The following is a 22241-nucleotide window of genomic DNA, read 5'->3' on the forward strand; positions in this document are numbered from 1 at the left end:
CTACCCCCGTCCCCCGTTCCCCGGGGCTCCGCCCGGACCCGCGCCTCGAACGCCGGCGGGGCCCGAACCACGCGCCAGGGCACCGGGGAGGGCTTCGGTGAGGGGAGCGGAGGGGGCCTACGGCGTGGAGCACGTCCCCTCGCCGGTCGCGGCCCTGCACGCCGGCGGGAGCCGTCTCGCGGTCGCCGTCGGGAACGGGCCCGCGGTCCTCCACCTCCCCCATCCCTAGGATGGCCGCATGTCCCTGCCGCACGCCATCCTGACCGCCCTGCTGGAGAAGCCCTCGTCGGGGCTGGAGCTGACCCGGCGGTTCGACAGGTCGATCGGGTACTTCTGGTCCGCGACGCACCAGCAGATCTACCGCGAGCTCGGCCGGCTGGAGGAGGCCGGGCTGATCCGGGAGCTGCCCAGCGAGGTGCCCGTACGGGGGCAGAAGAAGCAGTACGAGGTGTTGGCCGGCGGGAGCGCGGAGCTCGCGCGGTGGGTCGGCGAGAGCCAGGACCCCAAAGCCATCCGGGATCCGCTGCTGCTGCGGATCCGGGCGGCCGCCGTGGTGGGGCCGCACGGGCTGGCCGGGGAGCTGCGGCGCCATCTCGATCTGCACCGGAGGCAGTTGGCGGTCTACGAGGCGATCGAGGAGAAGGACTTCCCGCCGGAGCGGGACTCCGACGAGGACCGGCTGCGCCGGCTGGTGCTGCACGGCGGCATCGGCCTGGAGACGTTCTGGCTGCGCTGGCTGGAGGAGGCCCTGGCCGAGGTCGAGGACATGGCGCCGCCCGGCGGACCCGACTGCTGACCCCGGGAAGCCCGCCGGGGCAGCGCAATGCCCCCGCCCGCCCGGCAGGAGGGCGTGGCGGGGGCTGCGCAGGACTTACTTGTTCAGGGAGGCCCAGAACTCGTCGAAGCTCAGCAGGCCGTCGCCGTTGCTGTCCTTGGACGCGACCACGGCGTCCGCGACGGCGCCGGTCACGAACGCGTCGCCCATCGCCTTCATGGCCGCGCTGTACTCGTCGGCCGTGACGAAGCCGTCACCGTCCGCGTCGAACTTGCCGAACGTCGCCCGCGCGCTCTCGATGTCAGCCACTGGGATCCACCCCTTCTCGGTGCTTGTTGACCGGCCAAGGGTAGCGGCAGCCGGGCACCGCCCCTCCCGCAGGTCCCGGAACCAGGCGTACGCCGCACGCGCCGTCCGCGGGCGAGGGCAGGAAGGTGTCCCGGGAGCCGTGCGGGCTCCAGGGGCGCCGCCGTGCCACCGTGCCCCGTGCTCGACACCCCCTACCGGAAGATCCCCGTGTGGCCGAGCGAGTAGCGGCCCGGCTGCGGGTAGACGGCCAGGCCGTGCGGGCCGCCGCCCACCGGGATCTTGGCGAGCTGCTCGCCGGTCGCCGTGTCGATCGCGTAGACCTCGGAGTTGTAGCGGCCCGAAAGCCACAGCACCTTGCCGTCGGCGGAGACGCCGCCCATGTCGGGGCTGCCGCCGTCGGGGAGCTCCCACTTCTTCGTGAGCTTGTTCTGCTTGAAGTCGAAGACGGAGATGCTGCCCTCGCCGCGGTTGGAGATGTACATCTCCTTGGAGTCGCGGCTGACGTACAGGCCGTGGGTGCCCTTCCCGGTGGGCAGCAGTTTGGGGATGTCGAACTTGTCGCCACTGAACACCCACATGCCGTGCGCCATCATGTCGGCGACGTAGAAGGTCTTCCCGTCCGGGGAGACCTTCACGTCCTGCGGCATCGCGCCCTCGAAGGGGAGCTTCTGCTGGGCCACGACCTCCATCTTCTCGGTGTCGACCTTGAGCAGCTCGCCGGAGAACTCGCAGCTCACGATGAAGTAGCGGCCGTCGGCGGAGAAGTCCGCGTGATTGACGCCGAAGCAGGTCACCGGGACGGTCTTGACGCGGTTCATCGTGTGCGGGTCGCGGAAGACCAGCTCGCGGTCCATCGAGGCCATCACGACCGCGTACTTGCCGTTCGGCGTGAAGTACAGGTTGTACGGATCGTGCACCTCGACCGGCTCGCCGGCCTGGCCCGTGGCCGGGTTGATCGGCGTGAGCGTGTGGCCCCGGTTGTTGTTGACCCACAGGGTCTTCATGTCCCAGGACGGCACCACGTGCTGGGGCTGGACTCCGACCGGGATGGTGTCGACGACCTTGTACGTCTTCGGGTCGATGACGGACACCGTGTTGGAGGTGGTGTTCGGCACGTAGACGCGCGACGGGAAGTCCCTCACCGCCGGGGCGAGGTTGTTCGGCCGGTCGGCCGCGTACACGTCGTTCGGGTCGAGGAGCGGCGGCATCCCGGCCAGGCCCGGCGGGACGGCGGGGACGGCCTTGACGGGCTGCCGGGCCGGGGCTGCGGAGCCGAGCGCCTCGGCGGGCTCCTTGTCGGCCGATCCGCAGCCGGCCAGGGCGGCGAGGACCAGACCGGCCAGCAGCACGCTGGCCCTCCGGGGAAGGCGGGTGGTCGTCATGAGGTCAGCAGCTCCGTGGTGGTCACCGCGCGCAGCTTGCGGCGCGCGAGTTCTTCGAGGAGGGGCGGCATCGCGTCGACCGTGTCCGCGTAGCCGAAGTGCAGGCTCACCACCGATCCGCTGCGGATCGTCCCGGTGACGGTGCGGATGACGGCCGCGGCGCCGGGCGAGGTGAAGTCGAGGGAGTCCACGTCGTACGACAGGACGTGCGGGTAGCCCGCCCGCCGGGCCAGCTTCGTGACGAGGGGGGTGGCGTACTGGGTCTGGGAGGGCCGGAACCAGGGACCGATGGAGCCGGTGAGCCGCTTGAGCCGCTGGGCGCAGCCGGTGATCTCGGCATAGGCCTCCGCCTCGGGCAGGTCGTTGATCGCGAGGTGGCGCTGGGTGTGGTTGCCGAGCTCATGGCCGCCGTCCAGGACCCGGCGGGCCATGTCCGGGTGGGCGTCGAGCCAGCTGCCGATCGCCAGTACGGTGACCCGCGCGCCCGCTCTTTCGGCCTCGGCCAGTACGGCCCGGGCGATGGCGGGGTCCCCGTTGCCGTGGAAGGTGAGGGCGACCCGGGGGCGGTCGCGCGGACCGTGCCCGATCTCGTCGGGCTGCCCGGGGAACCGGCGCGGGGCGGGCGCGACCGCCCGGCCGGCGCGTGCGGCCGGCCCGGTGGCCGGGGCGGCCTTGGCCGGGGGCGCGGAGGGGGCCGGGCCGCCGGCGCCGCAGGCGGCGGTGAGGGCGCCGACGGCGACCGCCGCGCCGGCGCGGAGGGCGGATCGGCGGTCCGGGTAGCAGAGCACTCGCCCATTTAAGTGGGGAATGACCCCGAAGATAACGATTGACCCAATTCGGGACCTTCCCCGCAGTGCACCCACACGAGGGAGTGTCCGGTTTGCGATCAACGAATCACACACAGCGGTGGATAGTTATTCATTGATTGTGAGGCGAGTGGCTCACCTCACCTAGGATTTAGCTGGAAACTCTTAGTATTTGCACACTTATGTCCAAGTTGGGACTTTTGGCGTTTGGTCGCCCGTCTGCCATAGTCGGAATCACGACTTCCCCATTGACCCGAGCGAAGTCGCCACGCCGAGGATCACACCCCCTTCGATCCTCGGCGCACCCATGAAGCCCCCACGACGCCCCATCAACGGCGGCCGGGGGCTTCAGGCGTTGCGGGGAGTCAGCGGTCGGCCACCCGCATCTCGAACCAGGTGATCTTGCCGCGCGGCAGCAGGTCGGCGCCCCAGCGGTCGGAGAGCTTGTCGACGAGGAAGAGCCCCCGGCCGGTGGTGTCCATCTCGTGGACCGGCATCAGACAGGGCAGCCCGCGCGAGGGATCGCGCACCTCGACCCGGATCCAGCCGCGCCGCCGCAGCATCCGTAAGCCGAAGGAGCGGGCGCCGGTGTGGCGGACCGCGTTGCCGACGAGCTCCGAGACCAGCAGTACGGTGTGCTCGGACACCTGCGGGGAGAAACCCCAGAAGCGGATCACCACGTACCGGGCGAGCCGGCGGGCCGTGCTCGCCGACTCGGGCATGGACGGGAGCGTCACTTCCGCCTCGGACGGATTGCCGTACAACTCCAGTGCCTTGAGACCTTGTTCATCCTCAAGAGCCGCCGTCAGCCGTACGGCGGAAGCGCTGCTGCGCTGCCGCGGCTGTTCCACACCCTCCAGGCCCGCCATGAACCCATCATGGACGGCCGATACGCCCGTCCGGGCCGTTCCGCAGGAAAACACCCCCCGGAATGGTCGATTCCAAGGGGGCGTCCCGTCATATGCGTTGGGCAACCGGAAGCCCGCGGAACCACCCTGATCTGCAGTGACACATCGCTCCCGGACGATCACCCCGAGTGGATCTCCACAGCTCCTTAAGGTTGTTTTAAGGCCTGGCTAATCCACCCCCAGGGAGGACTAGAGGAACTTCGCCTTGCCGGGGCCCTCCTCGACGAAGCTGCGCATGCCGCGCTCGCGGTCCTCGGTGGCGAACAGGCCCGCGAACCAGTTGCGTTCGATGGTCAGGCCGGTGTCGATGTCCGCCTCCAGACCCGCGTCCACGCACTCCTTGGCGGCGCGCAGCGCGATCGCCGGACCCTGGGCGAGCTTGGCGGCCCAGGCGTGCGCCTGCTCGTACACCTCCGCGGCGGGTACGACCCGGTCCACGAGCCCGAGCGTGAGCGCCTCGTCGGCCTTGACCATGCGGCCGGTGAAGATCAGGTCCTTTGCCCTGGACGGGCCGATCAGCCGGGACAGCCGCTGGGTGCCGCCGGCGCCGGGGATCAGGCCGAGCAGGATCTCGGGCTGGCCGAGCTTCGCGTTGTCGGCGGCGATCCGGTAGTCGGCGCACAGCGCGAGCTCGCAGCCGCCGCCCAGGGCGTAGCCGGTGACGGCGGCGACGACGGGCTTGGGGATGCGCGCCACGGCCGTGAAGGCGTCCTGGAGCGCGCGGGACCGGGCGACCATGGCCGCGTGGTCCATCGTCTGCATCTCCTTGATGTCCGCGCCGGCCGCGAACACCTTCTCGCCGCCGTAGATGATCACCGCACGGACGTCGGCCCGGTCGGTGGCCTCCACGGCGAGCTCGCGCAGCCGGTCCTGGGTGGCGATGTCCAGGGCGTTCATGGGAGGCCGGTCCAGGCGGAGGGTGCCGACGCCTTCGGAGACTTCGAGAGAGAGGGTCATACGCGAAAGGTTAGCGGCGGTTAACGGGAAGTGGCCCGGTGCTGTGGGTCACAGCACCGGGCCACTCGACTACGTACGGGAGGGGACTACTTGATCCACTCGGCCCAGTCCATGTTCCAGCCGTTGAGGCCGTTGTCCGGGGCGATCTGCTTGTCCTTGGAGTTCTTCACGATGACGACGTCACCGATCAGCGACTCGTTGAAGAACCACGCGGCGGGCTGGTTGCCGTCGCCCGCACCGCGGACGTCCTTGAGGCCCACGCAGCCGTGGCTGACGTTCTCGGAGCCGAACGTGCCCGAGGAGGCCCAGTAGTTGCCGTGGACGAAGGTGCCCGACTGCGACAGGCGCATGGCGTGCGGGACGTCCGAGATGTCGTACTCGCCGCCGAAGCCGACGGTCGCGCCGTTCATCCGGGTCACCTTGTACTTCTCGCTGATGACCATCTGCCCGTTGTACGTGGTCGTCGACGGGGCGCCCGCGGTGATCGGGACGTTCTTGAGCACCTGGCCGTCGCGGACGACCTGCATCGTGTGCTCGCTCGCGTCGACCGTGGAGACCTGCGAGCGGCCGATGGTGAAGGTGACCGTACGGGTCTGCTTGCCGTAGACGCCGGGACGGCCCTCGACCCCGTCCAGGGCGATCTTCACGGTGACCTTGGTGCCCGCGGCCCAGTACTTCTCGGGGCGGAAGTCGAGGCGGTCGTTGCCGAACCAGTGGCCCTCGACCGGCACGGACGGCTCGGCCGTCACCGTGATGGCCTTCTCGACGGCCTCGGGGTTGGTGATGCCGCGGGTGAAGTTGAACGACACCGGCATGCCCACGCCGACGGTCTCGCCGTCCTCGGGCGTGTAGTGGCCGACGAAGGTGTTGGTCGGGGTCAGGGTGGTGAACGTGGTGTCCTTGGCGGACTCCCGGCCGGCCTCGTCCTTGGCGACGGCGTGCACCTTGTACTCGGTGGCGGCGGCCAGATTGCGGGCGGGCTCCCAGCTCGCGCCGTCCGCGGCGAGCTTGCCGTCGACGGCGTTGCCCTTGGTGTCGGCGACGGTCACAGTGGTCAGCTTGCCGCCGGTGCTGGTTATCTTCAGGATGCCGCTGGTGGCGACCTCCTTGGCACCGTCGTCCGGCTTGACGCTGACGACGGCCTTGGACGCCTCGGTACCGGTCTTGCCGCCCCCGCCGCCCCCAGCGTTGTCGCCGCCTCCGCCGCCGGTGTTGCCGCCTCCGCTGCACGCGCTCGTGAGCAGCAGTGCCGCTCCGAGCAGGAGGGCCGGCAGGCCGGTGCGGCGGGCGCGGCCGCGTATCGGCTGCACGTTCACTCTTGTTCTCCCCATGTCCCCCGCGCGCGGACAGTCGCGCGCTTGCCGACAGGAAATCACATGGGGGGATCACGAAGAGAAACGGTCTTGTCACCGTTCCGTCCCAAGAAGGGGGAAGGACCGGCGTGTCGCGCGGAGCCTGCGGTTCCGGGGGCGTCAGCCGAGGGCGGAGCCCGCGACCCAGTGCGCCCAGTCCATGTTCCAGCCGCCCAGCCCGTTGTTCGGGGCCACCGTCTTGTCCTGCGAGTTGACGACCTCCACCACGTCCCCGACGAGGGTCCGGTCGAAGAACCAGCCGGCCGGGGTGTCCGAACCGCCGCCCCTGTCGTCGCGCAGCCCCACGCAGCCGTGGCTGGTGTTGGTGGAGCCGAAGGTGTCGGGGCTGGCCCAGTAGTTCCCGTGCAGGAAGGTCCCGGAGGTGGTGAGCCGCATGGCGTGCGGGACGTCGGGGATGTCGTACTCGCCGCCGAAGCCGACGGTCTGGCCGTTCATCCGGGTCACGTCGAACATCTCCAGCACCACCATCTTCCCGTTGTAGGTGGTGTTCTTGGGCGCTCCGGCGCTGATCGGGAGGGTGGAGATCAGCTTCCCGTCGCGGCGGACCTCCATCGTGTGCGCCTCGGCGTCCACGGTGGAGACCTGGGAGCGGCCGACGGTGAAGGTGACGGCCTTGTCCTGGATGCCGTACGAGCCGGGCGCGCCCTGCACGTCCCGCAGGTTCATCGTGACGGTGACCTCGGTGCCGGCCTTCCAGTACTCCTTGGGCCGGAAGTCGAGGCGCTCGTGGCCGAACCAGTGGCCGACGACCTCCACCGGGGGCTTGGAGGTGACGGTGATGGCCCGCTCGACGTCGGCGCGGTTCTCGATCGACCGGTTGAAGTTGAAGGAGATGATCATGCCGGTGCCGACGGTGGAGCGGTTCTCGGGCTTGAAGTAGCCGATGAACCGCTCCTCGGGGACGTAGGTGGTGAAGGTGGTGTGCCGGGCCTGGCGGCGGTCGTGCCCGTCGAGGGCGACCGCGTCCACGGTGTACTTGGCGGCGAGCGCGAGTTTGCCGCCCGCCAGGTCGGGGCTCCAGCTGAGGCCGTCGGGGGCGATGGAGCCGGGAACGCGCTCCTCCTGGGCGTCCTCGACCTTGGTGACCACGACCCGCTCGAGGCGGCCCTCGGGCACTCTGACCGTCAGCGGGCCTTCGGCCGGGACCCCCTTGGCGTTGTCCTCGGGGGTGATCCGGATGGCCTCGTCGGGCGACCGGGGTTTGCCGGGGAGCTGGATCTCGACCGGGGAACCGCCGCTCCCGGTGCATCCGGCCAGGCCGCCCAGCAGGGCCGCCCATGCCGCCACGGCGGCCAAGCCCGCCCCTGCCCGCCTCGTCAGAAGTGTCACGATCCCTCCAACGACCGGCCCCCTCCGGGGGAAACGTGAGCGCGGGCCACGTTCCGGGCAGATCTCTCCGGGCAGAACAGTGGGAAGGACCAGACGGGGGCGGGCCCAGGCCGGGACGCCGGGGCCGCACTCTCCCCTACCCCCGCCGGTACCCAGGAGCCGTGGAGGCGGGCAGTGTCGAGCGCAGCCGAGCAAGAGGCGGTGGTTACCGCCGCCATGGAGTCAGTGACCTCAGTGGAGTCGCCCGCCCCGCACGTCAACGGGCAGAGGAGCGGGCCGGTGGTCCTGGGCCGCGAGCCGGCCTTACGGGCCGTCACGCGCCCGGGGCCCCCGGTGTGGCCGGGTTCCTCGCACCCGCTCGGGGCGCGTTTTCGCACCGGCCCCGACGGGACGGCGGGCACGAACTTCGCGCTGTGGGCCCAGGGCGCGGAGGCGGTGGAGCTGTGCCTCTTCGACGCGGAGGGCGCCGAGACCCGCTGTGCGCTGACCGAGCTGACGCACGAGATCTGGCACGGCTTCCTGCCCGGCGTGCGCCCCGGGCAGCGGTACGGGTTCCGGGTGCACGGCCGCTGGGACCCGTGGACGGGGGCCCGGTTCAATCCGGCGAAGCTGCTGCTGGACCCGTACGCGCGGGCCGTCGACGGGGACTTCACGCTGCCGCCGGAGGTGTACGGGCACGTCCGCGACTGGCCGCAGCAGTACATCGCGGACACCGTGCGCGACGACCGCGACTCGGCGCCGTACGTCCCCAAGGGGGTCGTGGTCCACGATGACGACGACTGGGCGGACGACGTCCGGCCGAAGACCCCGTGGGCCGATTCGGTGATCTACGAGCTCCACGTGCGCGGGTTCACGATGGGCCATCCGGGTGTTCCCGAGGAGCTGAGGGGCACGTACGCGGGCCTCGCCCATCCGGCGGCGGTCGAACACCTGACCAGGCTCGGGGTGACGGCGGTCGAACTGCTGCCGGTGCACCAGTTCGCGCACGAGGACCACCTGCTGCGCCGGGGCCTGCGCAACTACTGGGGCTACAACTCGATCGGGTACTTCGCCCCGCACGCCGGCTACTCCTCGTCCGGTACGGCCGGGCAGCAGGTCGGCGAGTTCAAGCGGATGGTGAAGGCCCTGCACGCGGCCGGGATCGAGGTCATCCTCGACGTGGTCTACAACCACACGGCGGAGGCGGGCGAGCTGGGCCCGACGCTCTCACTGCGCGGCATCGACAACCGGGGCTACTACCGGCTCCAGCCGGACCAGCGCCGGTACGCCGACTACACGGGCTGCGGGAACACCCTGCACGCCGGGCGGCCGCACGTGCTGCGCCTCATCACGGACTCCTTGCGCTACTGGGTCACGGAGATGGGGGTGGACGGCTTCCGCTTCGACCTGGCGGCGGCGCTGGCCCGCTCGATGCACGACGTGGACATGCTCTCGCCGTTCCTCGCGGTCATCGCCCAGGACCCGGTGCTGCGGCGGGTCAAGCTGATCGCCGAGCCGTGGGACGTGGGCTCGGGCGGCTACCAGGTGGGGGCGTTCCCGCCGCTGTGGACGGAGTGGAACGACCGGTACCGGGATGCCGTACGGGACTTCTGGCGGGGCGCGCTTCCGGACGTACGGGATCTGGGGTACCGGCTGTCGGGCTCGAGCGATCTGTACGCGTGGGGCGGGCGGCGGCCGTACGCCTCGGTGAACTTCGTGACGGCGCACGACGGGTTCACCCTGCGCGACCTGGTGTCGTACGAGCGCAAGCACAACGAGGCCAACGGGGAGGCGGGCCGCGACGGGACCAACGACAACCGCTCGTGGAACTGCGGGGCCGAAGGGGAGACGGACGACGTCCGGATCGGGGAGCTGCGGCGGCGGCAGCTGCGCAACCTGCTGACCACGCTGCTGCTGTCCACCGGGGTGCCGATGCTGGTCGCCGGGGACGAGTTCGGGCGGACGCAGGGCGGCAACAACAACGCGTACTGCCAGGACAACGAGACGGGATGGGTGGACTGGTCGCTGCTGGAGGACCCAGCCTGGCGGGAGCTGTGCGCGCTGGCCGCGCGGCTGGTGGCGCTGCGCCAGGAGCATCCGGTGCTGCGCCGGCGGGCGTTCTTCTCGGGGCGGCCGCAGGGCGCGGACGGGCTGCGGGACCTGGCCTGGTTCACGCCGGCGGGCGCGGAGATGACCGAGCGGGACTGGTACGCGCCGGCCGCCGCGCTCGGGATGTACCTGTCGGGGCGGGACATCCCGGGGCGCGACGAGCAGGGGCGGCAGGTGACCGACGACAGCTTCCTGGCGCTGCTGCACGCCGGGGACCGGCCGGTGGCGTGGGTGCTGCCGGACGCGCCCTGGGCGGCCGGGTACGAACTGGTGCTGGACACCGCGCGGGAGGACCAGGCGGCGCCTCCCGGCACCCGGTTCCGGGGCGGGGAGACCCTGACGGTGCCGGCCCGGTCGGTCCTGCTGCTGCGGGTGGTGGACTGAGGGGGCGCGGCGCGCGGGCCGGAGGGCGGAGGGGACGGGCGTAACGGCCGCTACTTCTCCTGCTTCTCCTCGACGTGCCGCAGCATCCGCTTGAGGAGGGCGGAGAGTGCGGCCCGCTCCCCGTCGTCGAGGGGGTCGACCATCTCGGCCTCGGCGATGCCGCGCCAGCGCATGGCGTCGGTCCAGCGCCGGTGCCCGTCGTCGGTCAGCTCCACGTCGACCCGGCGCCGGTCCCCGGAGGCGCGTACCCGGCGGACCAGCCCCGACTTCTCGAGGGTGTCGAGGCGGCCGGTCATGCCGGCCGGGGAGAGCAGCAGTTCGGCGGCGAGTTCGGCGGAGGGGGCACGCCAGGGCGTGCCGCGGGAGGCGAGCCGGTGCATGGTCTCGAACTCGAACTCCTGCAGTCCGGTCTCGGCGAGGGCCCGTTCCTTGCCGTACTTCACGTGCTTGGCCAGGAGCTGGATCCGCGTGATGACCGCCTCGGTGGGCACGTCGAAGGGGACCTTGCCGCTCCAGCGGGCGATGTGCCGGTCGACCGAATCCTCGGCGTACTCCGTGTCCATGGTCGGAAGTATCGCACCCCGGGCGCGATAGTTCGTTGACGAATGATTCGCTGGCGAAATATTGTCTGCTGTCATGACCTCGTCGATCTGGCGGCTTCTCGCCGGGCGCACCTTCGCGGCCTTCGCCAGCGCCCTCATCCCCACCACCCTCACCCTGGCGGTCGTGCGCACCGGTTCGGCCGGAGACCTCGGCATCGTGCTCGCGAGCGAACTGCTCCCGATGCTGCTCCTGCTGCCCGTCGCGGGCGTGGCCGCCGACCGCTTCCCCGCCCGGCGGGTCGTCCTGGCCGCGGACCTGGTGCGCGCCGCCGCGCAGGGCGCGACCGGGATGCTGCTGCTGGCCGGTCCGGTGCGGATCCCGGAGCTCGCGGCCCTGGCGGCGGTCACCGGCGCCGGCGTCGCCTTCGGGAACCCTTCGGCCCGCACGCTCGTCGCCGCGGCCGTCCCCGCCGAGAGCCGGCTGCGGGTCAACTCCCGGCTCGGGGTGGCGACCGGGCTCGCTCAGATGGCGGGCCCCGCCGCCGCGGGCACGATGATGCTGGCCCTCGGGGCCGGCTGGTCCTCCCTGCTGACCGGCGCACTGTTCGCCGCCTCCGCGCTCACCCTCGGCGGGCTGCGGACGGCCCCGGCGCCGCCCGTGCGTACCCGCGCCGGGTTCACCGCCGAACTGCGGGCGGGATGGTCCGAGACCCGGCGCCACCCCTGGTTCCTGGCCAACGTGCTCGCCCACGGGGTCTGGCACCTCGCGGCCGGTCTGCTGCTCACCCTGGGACCGCTGATCGCCGTCGAGAGCCTGGGCGGGGCGGCGACCTGGGTGGTGATCGCCCAGGTGGGCACGGCCGGCATGCTCGTCGGGGTCTGGGCCGCCGGCCGGCTGCCCGTGCGGCGGCCGCTGTACGGGGTGGCCGTCGGGGCCTCGGCGCAGGCCCTGCCGCTCACGGCCCTCGCGCTGCGGCTGCCCGTGGCGGTGACGGCGACGGCCTTCTTCGCGGCGATGTTCGGCCTGGGTGTGCTGAGTCCCCTGTGGGAGACGGAGATGCAGCGCCGGATCCCGCTGGAGACGCTGGGCCGGGTCGGCTCCTTCGACACCCTGATCTCCTTCGCCGCCCGGCCGTTGGGACTTGCGGTCGCGGCGCCGCTGGCGGGGGTCACCGGGACCGCGGCGCCGCTGCTGGTGGCGGCCGCCCTGAGCGCCGCCGCGAACCTGTCCGTGCTGCTGCTCCCGGACGTGCGCAGGGAACCGGAGCGGGAACCCTCACTCGCCCTGCGATGATGTGCGCTCGTACACACGTGCACCCGTACACGTGTGCCGCCGCAGGAAATCAGGGGTACGCATGGCGAAGGTGGGGACCGCGCTGCGGGAGCTGCGCGGGGCGCAGAAGTCGGCGAAGGGGGTGTCGCTCTATTCGCGGTTCGTCAACCGGCCCGCTGGGCGCTACCTGGCCGCCGTGTCGTACGCGCTCGGGCTGACCCCGAACCAGGTGACGCTGGTCAGCGCCGCCTTCAGCTTCGCCGCCGTGGCCGCCGTCGCGCTCGCCGCGCCCTCGTGGGGGCTGGGCGTCGCCGTGTGGTCCGCGCTCGCCGTCGGCTTCGCGTTCGACTCCGCCGACGGCCAGCTGGCCCGGCTGCGCGGGGGCGGCAGCGCGGCGGGCGAATGGCTCGACCACGTCGTGGACTGCGCCAAGCTGACCGCCCTGCACACCTGCGTGCTGATCGCGTTCTACCGCTTCCCCGAGGCGTACGGGACGGGCGGGGACGGCTGGCTGCTGGTGCCGCTGGGCTTCCAGTTCGCCTCCGTCGTCACCTTCTTCGGCGGGCTGCTGACCGAGAAGCTCAAGCCGAAGCCGGCGCCCGGGAGCCCGGCCGCCGCACCGTCGACGGTGCGAGCGGTGGCGCTGCTGCCCGTGGACTACGGGGTGTTCTGCCTGGTGTTCCTGGTGCTCGGGGGCGGGGGGCTGTTCCGCTGGGCGTACGCGGGGCTCGGCGCGGTCGCCGCGCTGTTCCTGCTGGCGTTCCTCGCGAAGTGGTTCCGGGAGCTCAGCGCCGTTGCGCGCTGAGCGTTTCCGTACCCGCAGCCGCTCCCCTGACCCTTCGGGCTCCGTACCCGCTCAGCGGCGCTCGGCGCTGAGCGGTTCGGACAGCGCGTCCAGCGCCCGGCGCAGCTGGGTGCTGGAGGTGTGCACCGTGTAGGGGAAGTAGACGACGTCGACGCCGACGGCGGCGAAGTCCTTCTCCAGCTTGTCGCCCTTGGGGGTGCCCCGCCAGTCGTCGCCCTTGAAGATCACGTCGAAGCGGACCTGCCTCCAGGTCTCCACCTTGTCCGGGACCGTTTCGACGAACGCCGCGTCCACGTACTTCACGCTGCGGACGATTTCGAGCCGCTCGACGAGCGGGATCATCGGGCGCCTGCCCTTGGCCAGTTCCGCCATCTCGTCGGAGACCACCCCGGCCACCAGGTAGTCGCATTGACTCCGGGCGTGGCGAAGGATGTTGAGATGTCCGATATGGAACAGGTCGTAAGCGCCCGGGGCATACCCGACTCGGTACGGTCTGTGCGCAGCTGCGCCAAGTTCGGACATGTCGCGCTCCGTCATGAGTTACCCCCCAGCGGCCACACCCCCCGGTGCGGCGGATTAGCAGACAATAGCGTGCACGTTCCCCACCCTGTCGGTGAACGAATAGGGTGACGAGCGCATCATCCAGGGGAGAAGGGGACGTTCAGTGTCGAGATCCGGTCACCGGCGCCTACTGCTGGTTTCCACCAATTACGCTCCCGAGCACGCGGGGATTGGGCCGTACGCCACCCAGATCGCGGAGCACTGGGCGGATCTCGGCCATGACACCCATGTCCTCGCCGGCATGCCGCACTACCCGTCATGGTCGTTGGAGCCGGAGTACAAGGGGGCTCTCCGGCGCACGGAACGGCGCGCGGGGGTCACTGTGCACCGCCGTGCACACACCGTGCCGCCGCGCCAGACCGCCGTCAAGCGGGCCTTGTTCGAAGGATCGATTCTGCTGCACGGCACCGTGGCCCCGCCCCGCATGCCGCGCCCGGACGCCGTCATGGCCCAGATGCCCAGCCTGGCCGGCGGCGTCGTCGCCGCCCGGCTCGCCGCGCGCTGGAAGGTCCCGTACATCCCCGTCGTCCAGGACCTGATGGGCGCGGCCGCCGCGCAGAGCGGGATCAGCGGCGGCGACAAGGCGGCCGCGATCGCCGGGCGCGCGGAGGCGTACGCCCTGAAGCGGGCCACCCTGGTCGGCGTCATCCACGAGACCTTCGTGGACCGGGTCGTCGGCATGGGCGTGGACCCGAAGAAGATCCGCCTCGTCCCCAACTGGTCGCACGTCCCGCAGCCCACCAGGCCGCGCGGCCAGACCCGCCGCCACCTGGGCTGGGCACCCGGCCAGCCGGTCGTCCTGCACTCCGGGAACATGGGCCTCAAGCAGGGCCTCGAGGTGCTCGTCGGCGCCGCCCGCCTCGATCCGGGCGTCCGTTTCGTCCTGATGGGCGACGGCAGCCAGCGCTCGGCCCTCGCCGACCTCGCGGCCGACGTACCGAATCTGGACATCATCCCCCCTGCCGCCGACGGAGAGTTCCCGGATATCCTCGCGGCGGCGGATGTGCTCGCCGTGACGCAGCACGCGGCCGTGCTCGACATGAGCGTGCCGTCCAAACTGACCTCCTACTTCCAGGCCGGCCGGCCCGTCGTCGCCTCCGTCGCGGCGGAAGGCGGTACCGCCCAGGAAGTGGAACGCTCGGGCGCAGGGGTGCTCGTACCACCGGAGGACCCCCACGCCCTGCTGAAGGCCGTACGGGCCCTCGCCGAGGACCCCGAGGGCGCGGATGCACTCGGGGCGGCCGGGCCGCGCCACGTGGCGGCCCACCTGAGCCGTGACGCGGGCCTGGCCCGCATCGACGCACTGATAGACGAAGCACTTGGGGGTCCGCAGCCGTGATCGAGACGAACCGCCCTGCAGCGGTCCCGGCGGAGGACGAACCGGATCTCCTCAGGGACCAGTTCAAGCAGCTCCTGCGCTACCGCCGCCTCCTCGGGGCGGGTATCGGCATCGGCCTGCTGGGCGGCGTCTACCTCGGCATCTCCACGGCCGACACCTACGTCGCGACCGCGGACATCGTGCTGCGCGCACCCACCGACGACCCCTTCAACCCGAGCCTCGCGCCCGACAAGGCGATCAACATCGGCTCGGAGCGGCAGGTCGCGCTCAGCTCCTCCATAGCCAACGAGGCCGCGAAGAAGCTCGGCGTGTCCGCGAAGGACTTCGCCGGCCTGCGCAGCGGCCTCCAGGTGACCAACCCGCCGCAGACGATGGTGCTGCGCTTCACGTACACCGCGTCCTCCCCCAAGGAGGCCGCGACCCGCGCCAACGCGATGACCGAGGCCTACCTGCTCAAGCGGCAGGAGTCCCTCGACGTCACCCGCGACAAGATGGTCAAGGGGTACCAGGAGCAGCGCGATCCGGTCGCCAAGAACCTCGACGAGCTCGTCAAGCAGATCAACGCCATGCCGGCCGGTCCGGGGCGCGACGCCGCGTACTCCTCGAAGACGGACCTCCAGAGCAAGGTCAACACGCTCAACAGCAACATCGCGAAGCTCCAGGCCCTGGACATGACCCCGGGCCGGGTCACCAGCGCCGCGACCCCGCCGTCCGACACCGACGGCCCGGGCGTCCCGATGTCGCTCGCCCTCGGCGCGGCCGTGGGCCTCGCGCTCGGCCTGCTCGCCGCGTGGGTGCGGCTCGTCTTCGACCCGGCGCCGCGCTCCGAGGGCGACGTGGCGCGGGCCCTGCGCGCGCCCGTGCTCGGCTACCTGCCGCGGGCCAAGACCATCGGCGGACCGCTGCTCGCGGCCGGCGAGGAGGACCCCCGGCTCGCCGAGGAGTTCCGCTCGGTGGCTTTCCGGCTCGCCTACGACTCCCGCTTCGCCGACCGGCGCCGGCTGCTCGTCGTCGCCCCGCGCGGCAGCAGCGAGACCGCCGCCGCGGCGGCCGTGAACCTGGCCGCCTCCTTCGCGGAGACCGGCAAGGACGTCCTCCTCATCGAGGCCGACCTGCGCACCCCGGTGCTGGCCAGCCAGCTGCCGACCGGTGCGGGCGGCCGGCCGCGCTGGAGCCAGACGCCCGGCAGCCCGGCCGGCGGCGGGCAGGCCGCCGCACACGGCGACTCCGACTGGCCCGACGGACGCCAGCTCGTCGTCGACGCCGGGGAGTCCGGCGCCTTCGACCTGATCCCGGGCGAGCCGGTCCGCAACGTGGCCCGTGCGCTGACCTCCCCGCGCGCCTCCCGGCTGATCTCCGAGGCCGACTCCCCCAACTCCACCGTCGTCGTGCTCGCGCCGCCCGTGCTCTCGTACGCCGACGCCCTCGCGCTCGTCGACCGCGTCGACGGGGTCCTGGTCGTCTGCGACCCGCGCGCCGTCCACCGCAGCGACCTGTCCCGGATCCGCGAGCTGATCAGCGGCGCCGGCGGCACGGTGCTCGGCGCGGTGCTGCACGCCCCGCTGCCCGGCGAGAAGCGCAGCCGCGGCGGCAAGTCGAAGGCTGCGGGCGCCCCGACCGCTGCGGCCCGGCCGTCCGCGCCCCCGCCGCAGCCGCTCACGCGGCAGCCGAACCAGCCGAACCGGCAGGCCGAGCCGGAGCAGCACATCCCGGGCGACGGCACGGACACGGTGGCCCTGCGCACGGTGCGCATGGGCCGCAGATGAGCCGGCGCGGCCTCGCCGCCGTCTCCTCGGTCCTGGACCAGGCCGCATCCAGCGCCACCAACATCCTGGTGCTGGTGCTGGCCGCCCGGCTGTCCTCGGCGTCCGGCTTCGCCGGCTTCTCGATGGTGTACGTGACGTTCGGCGTGCTCCTCGGGCTGAACATGGCGTACGTCGGCCAGACGGTGGTGCTGGAGAAGGACGAGGACCGGCTGGGCGCGGTGTGCCGCTCGGGCCTCGCGTTCACCGCGGCCGCCTCGGCGACGGTGGGCGCGGCACTGGTCGTCGTCGGCCTCGCCCTGCCCGGGGCCGGCGGCCGGGCCTTCCTCGCGCTGGGCCTCGTACTGCCGCTGGTGCTCGTCCAGGACGGGCTGCGGTACTGCTTCTCCGCGCTGCGCAAACCCGAGCGGGCGCTGGCCGCGGACGCGCTGCGGCTGGCGTGCGTCGTCGCTGCGCTGCTGCTGCAGCCCGAAGGGGCCTCGCCGGGGCGGCTGGTGCTGGTGTGGGGCGTCTCGGCGCTTCCAGCGCTGACGCTGGGGCTGTGGCTGCTGCGCCCGTACGTGCGCGGCGCTGCCGTAGACCTGCGGCCGTACCTGCGGCGCGGACACCTGGGGCAGCGGTTCGTCGTCGAGTTCGCGGTGGGCAACGGCTCGAGCCAGCTGGCGGTGCTCGGCCTCGGGCTGTTCGCCACGCCGCTGGCGGTGGGCGCGCTGCGGGGTGCGACCACGCTGTTCGGGCCGCTGAACGTGCTGTTCAACTCGGCGAACGCGTTCGGGCCGCCGGTGGTGGGGCGGGCTTCGGGCAAGCGGGGCGTGGTCCGGCTGACGCTGCTGATGGGCGGGGTGCTGGCGGTGCTCGGCGCCGGGTGGGGGGCGGTGCTGTACGCGCTGCCGGCGCGGGTGGGCCGGCAGCTGCTGGGCGACACGTGGGGGGCGGCTTCTGCCCTGCTCCCTGCGACGGGTGCCCAGTACGCGGTGATGGGGCTGGGCACGTGCGCCCTGCTGACCCTGCGGGTGCTGGCCCCCAAGGCCACGCTGTCCCTGCAAGTGGTCTTCTCGGTCCTCTCGGTGGCGCTGCTGCTGGGCGGCTACGCGCTCGGGGGTGTGACCGGCGCCGCGTGGGGCCTGGCGGCGGGCTCGGCCCTCAAGGCCGCGGCGGCCTGGCTCCGCGTCTCCCGCATCCCGGCCCCGGTCCCGGTCACGACCGCCGCCTGACCCCGGGGCCGCGCCCCGCCCCCGGGCCGAGCCCGCTCACCGCCACCCGCAGGCTGCGCCGCTGTGCGGGGCAGCGGAGGTCAGCGGAGGGTGGTGGACCGGTCCTGGCGGTACGTCGCGACCAGCGCCAGGCAGAGGCCGGCTATCGCCACGCGCCCGGACGCCTGCAGGAGCGGCCCCCGCAGCAGGATGAACGAGTAGCCCGCCACCAGCGGGACCACCACCGAGATCAGGCTCCCCGGCGGGGACCTGCGCGTGGCGCGCTTCGCGTACCGGCGGTCCACGCGCGCCGACGCGTAGCCCAGGCCCAGCAGCCCGGCCCCCATCCCCAGCGACCCGAAGTCGAGCCACAGCTCGGCCCAGATCGGCGAGGACAGGTTCGTGTTGACCGTCCCCATCCACTGGCCGACCATCACGCCCGTGTCCCGCGGCTTCCCCGGCCACACCGAGCGCGGCACCGCGAAGAAGACCGACCCCGCGAGCTGGCGCCCGTAGTAGTGCCCGGGCCCGGAGTTCGAGAAGGTGATGGTGTTCGCGAACATGCCGATCTGGTCGTAGTCCTTCAGCGCCATCGGCTCCAGGAACGACGTCGTCTCGACCGGCTTGTAGTTCTTCTCGTCGTACCGGAAGCGGTCCGCGAACGGGAACACGAGCAGGGCGATCACGACCGCCATCGACAGCGCGACCCGGTACATCGCGGCGCTCACCGGGAAGACGGTGAAGAGCAGCGCGAACATGACCGTGAGGAACCAGTACCGCGGGTTCGAGATGGGGTTGTTGACCACCAGGTTCAGCAGGGCGAGCGCCCCCCAGGTGACGATGATCGAGACCTTGCGGCGGGCGTACGTCGAGGTGATCAGCCAGCGCGTGTACAGCAGCAGGGCGAGCAGCGCCGGGACGGTGCCGAAGCCGCGCAGCAGGGCCTGGCCGGCCTGGCCGTCGCCGTTGGAGACGCCGGCCTCCTCGATGCCCGCGATGATCTCCTGCCGGCTGGAGAAGAAGACCGCAGGGCCGCCGAGCTTCATGATGAAGGCCGCGCTGCACAGGAAGGAGATCGCGGTGAGCAGTTGGAGTCGGCGCCGGTGTGCCATGACCGGGCGCGGCTCCTTCTGGGAGCCGCCGGCGCGGCCGGCCGGCCGGTGCCGGGCGAGCAGGACGCCGACGTCGAACGCCGTGCAGCCGAGCAGGACCAGACCGATGGCGATGGTGAGGTCGGAACGGGGGCCGACCACGGGGGTCGGAACCCGGCCGAGGACGGCCTGCGCGAGCGGGGCGACGCCCATCGCCATGTAGACGAACAGCCAGAAGGAACCCTGGAGCAGCTTGCGGCGGCTGGTCAGGACCATCGCGGAGAGCCGGGCGCCCGCGTACATCGTGAGCAGGAGCTGGAGCCAGAAGGCCGCGTCGCGCTGGCCGTCGCCGGGCTGGGCGGCCACGATGAGCGGCAGGAAGACGGTGAAGCCGAGGATGAGCGGGACGGACAGGGCGCGCGAGAGCAGGGTGCGCGGGGTGGTGACGCGGCCCCACTTGTGCTCGTCCTCGAGCTCGGGAACCGGCGGGGTCACGGGGGGCTTGCGTATGTCCGTTGCCACTGCCGCCCCCACCCCATGTGCCTGGTCCGCGCGCAGTCTAGTCTGAGCGGGCGGCGCCCGGGGAGGCGCGCCTGCGGAGCACGATGAGGGGCGACAGTTGCGTGATCTTCCTGCCTTCACGCTGGCCGGGTACGACAAGGGGCGCGGGCTGCTGACGCAGGCGCTCTGGTTCGCGGTGATGAACACGCTGTTCATGGCGTGGTTCTGTCCGGCCCGGCTGCGGGTGGCGCTGCTGCGGGCGTTCGGCGCGCAGATCGGTGAGGGCGTGCTGATCCGGCACCGGGTGCGGGTGCTGTGGCCGTGGAAGCTCACCGTCGGGGACCACACGTGGATCGGTGAGGGTGCCTGGCTGCTGAACCTGGAGCCGGTGACCATCGGGGCGAACGTGTGCATCTCGCAGGAAGCCATGCTGTGCACCGGTTCGCACGACCACCGCGCCGCCGACTTCCGCTACCGCAACGCGCCGATCGTGGTCGAGGACGGTGCGTGGGTGGCCGTACGGGCAACCGTGCTGGCCGGGGTCACGATGGGCCGCTGCGCGGTGGCGGGCGCCGGTTCGGTGGTCCACAGAAACCTTCCTGCACTGACCCTGCAGACGATGGACGGGCAGCGCCGCCCGGTCGAGGAGCCCAAGTGAGAGTCCTGCACGCCGTCACGCTCCACTCCCCCTCGCACGCCTTCGGCGGGCCGGTCCGGGTCGCGCTGAACCTGGCCGAGGGGCTGCGGGCGCGCGGCCACGAGGCCCGGCTGCTGGCGCTCGGCGAGGGCTTCCCGGACCCGTGGCCGACCTCCGTGGAGGGGGTGCCGGCCAAGCTGTTCCCGGCCCGGCGCATCCTGCCCCTGGGCTTCAGCGGGATGACCTCGCCGACCCTGCTGGCCTCGGCGGGCCGGCTGGTCCGGGACGCGGACGTGGTCCACGTCCACCTGGCGCGGGACCTTGTCACGCTGCCGGTGGCCCTGGCGGCGCTGCGGGCCGGCAAGCCTCTGGTGCTGCAGACCCACGGGATGGTGGACCCGAGCGGGAAGCTGCTGGCCAAGGTGCTGGACGCGGTGGCCGTGCGCCGGCTGCTGCGCGGCGCGGACGCGGTGCTGTACCTGACCCCGCACGAACGGGAGGGCCTCGACGCGGTGGTGGGCGCCCCTCTGCCGGGGGCGGTCCGGCTCGTGAACGGCACCCCGGCGCAGGAGGAGCGCCCGGCGCTCGCCGGTCCCCCGCGCATCCTGTACTCGGCGCGCCTGCAGGCCCGTAAGCGCCCGGTGGACTTCGTGGACGCGGCCCCGGCGATCCTGGCGGCGCACCCGGACGCGGAGTTCGTGGTGGCCGGCCCGGACGAGGGCGAACTGCCGGCGGTGAAGGCGCGCATGGCGGAGCTGGGCCTGACGTCCCGCTTCACGGTCCCGGGGGCACTGTCCACTGCCGAGGTCCTGACGGAGCTGCGCCGGGCGCACGTCTACGTCCTCCCCTCGGTGGACGAGCCGTTCCCGATGTCGGTTCTGGAGGCCCTGTCGGTGGGCGTCCCTGTGGTGGTCACGCACTCGAACGGCCTGGCCCGCGACATCGCGGCCGCGGGCGCCGGCCACGCGGTCGCCCCGGGCCCCTCAGGCGTCGCGGAGGCGGTCCTCGCCCTCCTGGACCCCGCCGGGAACGCCAGGGCCTCGGCCGCGGCCCGCGAACTGGCCACGGATTCCTTCTCGATGGACGCGGTCCTGGACACCCTGATCCCGGTCTACGAGGCGGCCCTGCGCTGACGCGCCGGCGCGCTACACCTCGCGGCGGGTTTCGTCCACCACCGGGAGGGCCGCCGTGCGGCGGCGTTTGAAGACGCTCGCGTAGACGGCGAGGCCGATGGCGCCGGCCGCCATCATGATCAGGCCGACGACGTCGAGGTTGACGCTCTCCATCTTCCAGTCCGTCGCGAAGGTGAGGATGGCCCCCACCACGATCAGCGCAATGCAGCCGCCGATGCCTCCCATGTGATTCGCCTCCACAGTCGTGGTCGTCTGACCCCGCGGTTACCCGGGAAGCGCATACGAAAACGCCGCCCCCGGCCCGGAGTCCGGGCGGGAGCGGCGTCCTCGTACGTGCCGGGAGGCTACGCCGGGATCCAGGCGTAGCAGCCCGTCGACGTGAACGTCGCCGTGCCCGAAGGGATCGTGGCCGTGATCTTGTCGCCGGCCTTCGGAGTGGTTTCCGGGCCCGAGGCCAGGACGGCGCCGTCCTTGCCCTTGGCCTCCCAGGTGCACGTCGTGCTCTGGGTCAGCGCCCGGTACGTGCCCGCCGCAGGCGACTCGCGGGTGCCGTCGGCGAAGCCCTTGGACGCCGCGTCCAGGATCGGCTTCTGTTCCGGGCACAGGTACGTGATCGCGTCCTTCGCGCCCGGGATCTCCCCCGCGATGATGGACCCGGTCGCCGCGTCCTTGTCGCGCTTCGCAGTGCGCTCCACCCGCTGGCAGGACTCCTGGCCGGTCTGCAGGACCGCCGCCGGGTCCATCTTCTCCGGGACCCGCCCGCTCAGGTACTGCTTCTCGTTGGGCTTGAAGCTGCCCGTCTTCGGGGTGAGCTTCGCGTCCGGCAGGACCGGGCCCGTCGGCTTCGCGTCGGGCGAGGCCGGCGCAGCCGTGGCGTCCGCCGGGTCCGGGGCCGCCGACGAGGCCGGCGGCTTCGGCTTCGCCGCCGCGGCGTCGGCCTTGCCGTCGCCGCCCGAGCTGCAGGCGGTCAGGGTCAGAGCTGCGGCCAGCAGAACAGCAGCCGCGGCGGAGCGTCGGTACATCTCTAGGGCTCCTGTATTACGTGCCGGTTGATCGGGTGGGATAGGGGTGCGGGGCCCGGCCGAGTTTCGC

At 72.2% G+C, this 22241-nt stretch carries 21 protein-coding genes; 9 read left to right on the plus strand and 12 right to left on the minus strand.

All coding sequences use genetic code 11. The features are described from left to right. The first annotated feature begins 238 nt into the window (after window positions 1-238). Complete coding sequence (locus IF09_RS0113110) at window positions 239-796, plus strand: PadR family transcriptional regulator (protein ID WP_030295136.1); 558 nt, start codon at window positions 239-241, stop codon at window positions 794-796. Window positions 797-871: 75 nt separating this feature from the next. On the opposite strand, the gene IF09_RS0113115 is transcribed toward IF09_RS0113110, so the two are convergent. From IF09_RS0113115 to IF09_RS0113145, 7 genes are all read right to left on the minus strand, one after another. Continuing rightward, window positions 872-1084, minus strand: a complete 213-nt coding sequence (locus tag IF09_RS0113115) for an EF-hand domain-containing protein (RefSeq protein WP_030295137.1) — start codon at window positions 1082-1084, stop codon at window positions 872-874. A gap of 191 nt (window positions 1085-1275) precedes the next feature. Further along, on the minus strand, window positions 1276-2466 hold the full coding sequence (locus IF09_RS0113120; protein ID WP_030295139.1) for a YncE family protein: 1191 nt from the start codon (window positions 2464-2466) through the stop codon (window positions 1276-1278). Further along, the gene (locus IF09_RS0113125; RefSeq protein WP_030295141.1) at window positions 2463-3254 is read right to left on the minus strand and encodes a polysaccharide deacetylase family protein; all 792 of its coding nucleotides are present in this window, start codon (window positions 3252-3254) and stop codon (window positions 2463-2465) included. The genes IF09_RS0113120 and IF09_RS0113125 overlap by 4 nt, the downstream gene beginning before the upstream one ends. Before the next feature lie 383 nt (window positions 3255-3637). Next, a complete protein-coding gene (locus IF09_RS0113130; protein ID WP_030295143.1) occupies window positions 3638-4141 on the minus strand; it encodes an ATP-binding protein in 504 nt (167 codons plus the stop codon). Window positions 4142-4369: 228 nt separating this feature from the next. Further along, window positions 4370-5137, minus strand: coding sequence for an enoyl-CoA hydratase/isomerase family protein (locus IF09_RS0113135; protein WP_030295145.1), 768 nt, complete (start codon window positions 5135-5137; stop codon window positions 4370-4372). Window positions 5138-5223: 86 nt separating this feature from the next. After that, window positions 5224-6468 (minus strand): L,D-transpeptidase family protein, encoded by a 1245-nt coding sequence (locus tag IF09_RS0113140; protein WP_030295147.1) that lies wholly within the window; start codon window positions 6466-6468, stop codon window positions 5224-5226. A gap of 141 nt (window positions 6469-6609) precedes the next feature. Next, a complete protein-coding gene (locus IF09_RS0113145) occupies window positions 6610-7830 on the minus strand; it encodes a L,D-transpeptidase (RefSeq protein WP_030295149.1) in 1221 nt (406 codons plus the stop codon). A gap of 183 nt (window positions 7831-8013) precedes the next feature. Between IF09_RS0113145 and glgX the strand changes: the two genes are divergently transcribed. Then, window positions 8014-10311, plus strand: a complete 2298-nt coding sequence (gene glgX / locus IF09_RS0113150; protein WP_030295151.1) for a glycogen debranching protein GlgX — start codon at window positions 8014-8016, stop codon at window positions 10309-10311. Window positions 10312-10361: 50 nt separating this feature from the next. Here glgX and IF09_RS0113155 read toward each other — a convergent pair whose 3' ends face one another. Beyond that, entirely contained in the window at window positions 10362-10874 is a 513-nt protein-coding gene (locus tag IF09_RS0113155; RefSeq protein ID WP_030295153.1) for a MarR family winged helix-turn-helix transcriptional regulator, read from the minus strand. A 73-nt stretch (window positions 10875-10947) separates the two neighbouring features. Between IF09_RS0113155 and IF09_RS0113160 the strand changes: the two genes are divergently transcribed. Together IF09_RS0113160 and IF09_RS0113165 are read left to right on the plus strand one after the other, a co-directional pair. Beyond that, entirely contained in the window at window positions 10948-12147 is a 1200-nt protein-coding gene (locus IF09_RS0113160) for an MFS transporter (protein ID WP_051832408.1), read from the plus strand. A 61-nt stretch (window positions 12148-12208) separates the two neighbouring features. Continuing rightward, complete coding sequence (locus tag IF09_RS0113165) at window positions 12209-12931, plus strand: CDP-alcohol phosphatidyltransferase family protein (RefSeq protein ID WP_030295156.1); 723 nt, start codon at window positions 12209-12211, stop codon at window positions 12929-12931. Between the two features lie 51 nt (window positions 12932-12982). On the opposite strand, the gene IF09_RS0113170 is transcribed toward IF09_RS0113165, so the two are convergent. Then, a complete protein-coding gene (locus tag IF09_RS0113170; protein ID WP_030295158.1) occupies window positions 12983-13453 on the minus strand; it encodes an adenylyltransferase/cytidyltransferase family protein in 471 nt (156 codons plus the stop codon). 172 nt (window positions 13454-13625) lie between these two features. Here IF09_RS0113170 and IF09_RS0113175 point away from each other — a divergent pair, with 172 nt between their 5' ends. The 3 genes from IF09_RS0113175 to IF09_RS0113185 are packed head-to-tail and all read left to right on the plus strand — an operon-like array spanning window position 13626 to window position 17808. Next, on the plus strand, window positions 13626-14831 hold the full coding sequence (locus tag IF09_RS0113175) for a glycosyltransferase family 4 protein (protein ID WP_030295159.1): 1206 nt from the start codon (window positions 13626-13628) through the stop codon (window positions 14829-14831). Beyond that, entirely contained in the window at window positions 14828-16597 is a 1770-nt protein-coding gene (locus IF09_RS0113180) for a lipopolysaccharide biosynthesis protein (RefSeq protein WP_051832409.1), read from the plus strand. The genes IF09_RS0113175 and IF09_RS0113180 overlap by 4 nt, the downstream gene beginning before the upstream one ends. Beyond that, entirely contained in the window at window positions 16594-17808 is a 1215-nt protein-coding gene (locus IF09_RS0113185) for a hypothetical protein (RefSeq protein ID WP_030295164.1), read from the plus strand. The genes IF09_RS0113180 and IF09_RS0113185 overlap by 4 nt, the downstream gene beginning before the upstream one ends. 80 nt (window positions 17809-17888) lie before the next feature. Here the strand turns inward: IF09_RS0113185 and IF09_RS0113190 are convergent, their stop codons facing one another. Next, on the minus strand, window positions 17889-19388 hold the full coding sequence (locus IF09_RS0113190) for a hypothetical protein (protein WP_199920435.1): 1500 nt from the start codon (window positions 19386-19388) through the stop codon (window positions 17889-17891). 109 nt (window positions 19389-19497) lie between these two features. On the opposite strand from IF09_RS0113190, the gene IF09_RS0113195 reads away from it, so the two are divergent. Together IF09_RS0113195 and IF09_RS0113200 are read left to right on the plus strand one after the other, a co-directional pair. Further along, the gene (locus IF09_RS0113195) at window positions 19498-20037 is read left to right on the plus strand and encodes a WcaF family extracellular polysaccharide biosynthesis acetyltransferase (protein WP_030295168.1); all 540 of its coding nucleotides are present in this window, start codon (window positions 19498-19500) and stop codon (window positions 20035-20037) included. Continuing rightward, window positions 20034-21149: a glycosyltransferase gene (locus tag IF09_RS0113200; protein ID WP_030295169.1), complete on the plus strand. Its 1116-nt coding sequence runs from the start codon at window positions 20034-20036 to the stop codon at window positions 21147-21149. The genes IF09_RS0113195 and IF09_RS0113200 overlap by 4 nt, the downstream gene beginning before the upstream one ends. A gap of 12 nt (window positions 21150-21161) precedes the next feature. Here IF09_RS0113200 and IF09_RS0113205 read toward each other — a convergent pair whose 3' ends face one another. After that, window positions 21162-21374 carry a hypothetical protein gene (locus IF09_RS0113205; RefSeq protein WP_030295171.1) on the minus strand — a complete coding sequence of 71 codons (213 nt, stop codon included), beginning with the start codon at window positions 21372-21374 and terminating at the stop codon, window positions 21162-21164. Between the two features lie 119 nt (window positions 21375-21493). Next, complete coding sequence (locus tag IF09_RS0113210; RefSeq protein WP_030295173.1) at window positions 21494-22171, minus strand: hypothetical protein; 678 nt, start codon at window positions 22169-22171, stop codon at window positions 21494-21496. Window positions 22172-22241: the final 70 nt, after the last annotated feature.

Origin of the sequence: Streptomyces katrae (genome assembly GCF_000717655.1) — a bacterium.
GTDB lineage: Bacteria > Actinomycetota > Actinomycetes > Streptomycetales > Streptomycetaceae > Streptomyces > Streptomyces katrae_B.

Coding starts and splice junctions, on each gene's coding strand:
- IF09_RS0113110 (WP_030295136.1), top strand. CDS start 239: ATGTCCCTGCCGCACGCCATCCTGACCGCCCTGCTGGAGAAGCCCTCG.
- IF09_RS0113120 (WP_030295139.1), bottom strand. CDS start 2,466: ATGACGACCACCCGCCTTCCCCGGAGGGCCAGCGTGCTGCTGGCCGGT.
- IF09_RS0113130 (WP_030295143.1), bottom strand. CDS start 4,141: ATGGCGGGCCTGGAGGGTGTGGAACAGCCGCGGCAGCGCAGCAGCGCT.
- IF09_RS0113135 (WP_030295145.1), bottom strand. CDS start 5,137: ATGACCCTCTCTCTCGAAGTCTCCGAAGGCGTCGGCACCCTCCGCCTG.
- IF09_RS0113140 (WP_030295147.1), bottom strand. CDS start 6,468: ATGGGGAGAACAAGAGTGAACGTGCAGCCGATACGCGGCCGCGCCCGC.
- IF09_RS0113155 (WP_030295153.1), bottom strand. CDS start 10,874: ATGGACACGGAGTACGCCGAGGATTCGGTCGACCGGCACATCGCCCGC.
- IF09_RS0113160 (WP_051832408.1), top strand. CDS start 10,948: ATGACCTCGTCGATCTGGCGGCTTCTCGCCGGGCGCACCTTCGCGGCC.
- IF09_RS0113165 (WP_030295156.1), top strand. CDS start 12,209: ATGGCGAAGGTGGGGACCGCGCTGCGGGAGCTGCGCGGGGCGCAGAAG.
- IF09_RS0113170 (WP_030295158.1), bottom strand. CDS start 13,453: ATGTCCGAACTTGGCGCAGCTGCGCACAGACCGTACCGAGTCGGGTAT.
- IF09_RS0113185 (WP_030295164.1), top strand. CDS start 16,594: ATGAGCCGGCGCGGCCTCGCCGCCGTCTCCTCGGTCCTGGACCAGGCC.
- IF09_RS0113205 (WP_030295171.1), bottom strand. CDS start 21,374: ATGGGAGGCATCGGCGGCTGCATTGCGCTGATCGTGGTGGGGGCCATC.
- IF09_RS0113210 (WP_030295173.1), bottom strand. CDS start 22,171: ATGTACCGACGCTCCGCCGCGGCTGCTGTTCTGCTGGCCGCAGCTCTG.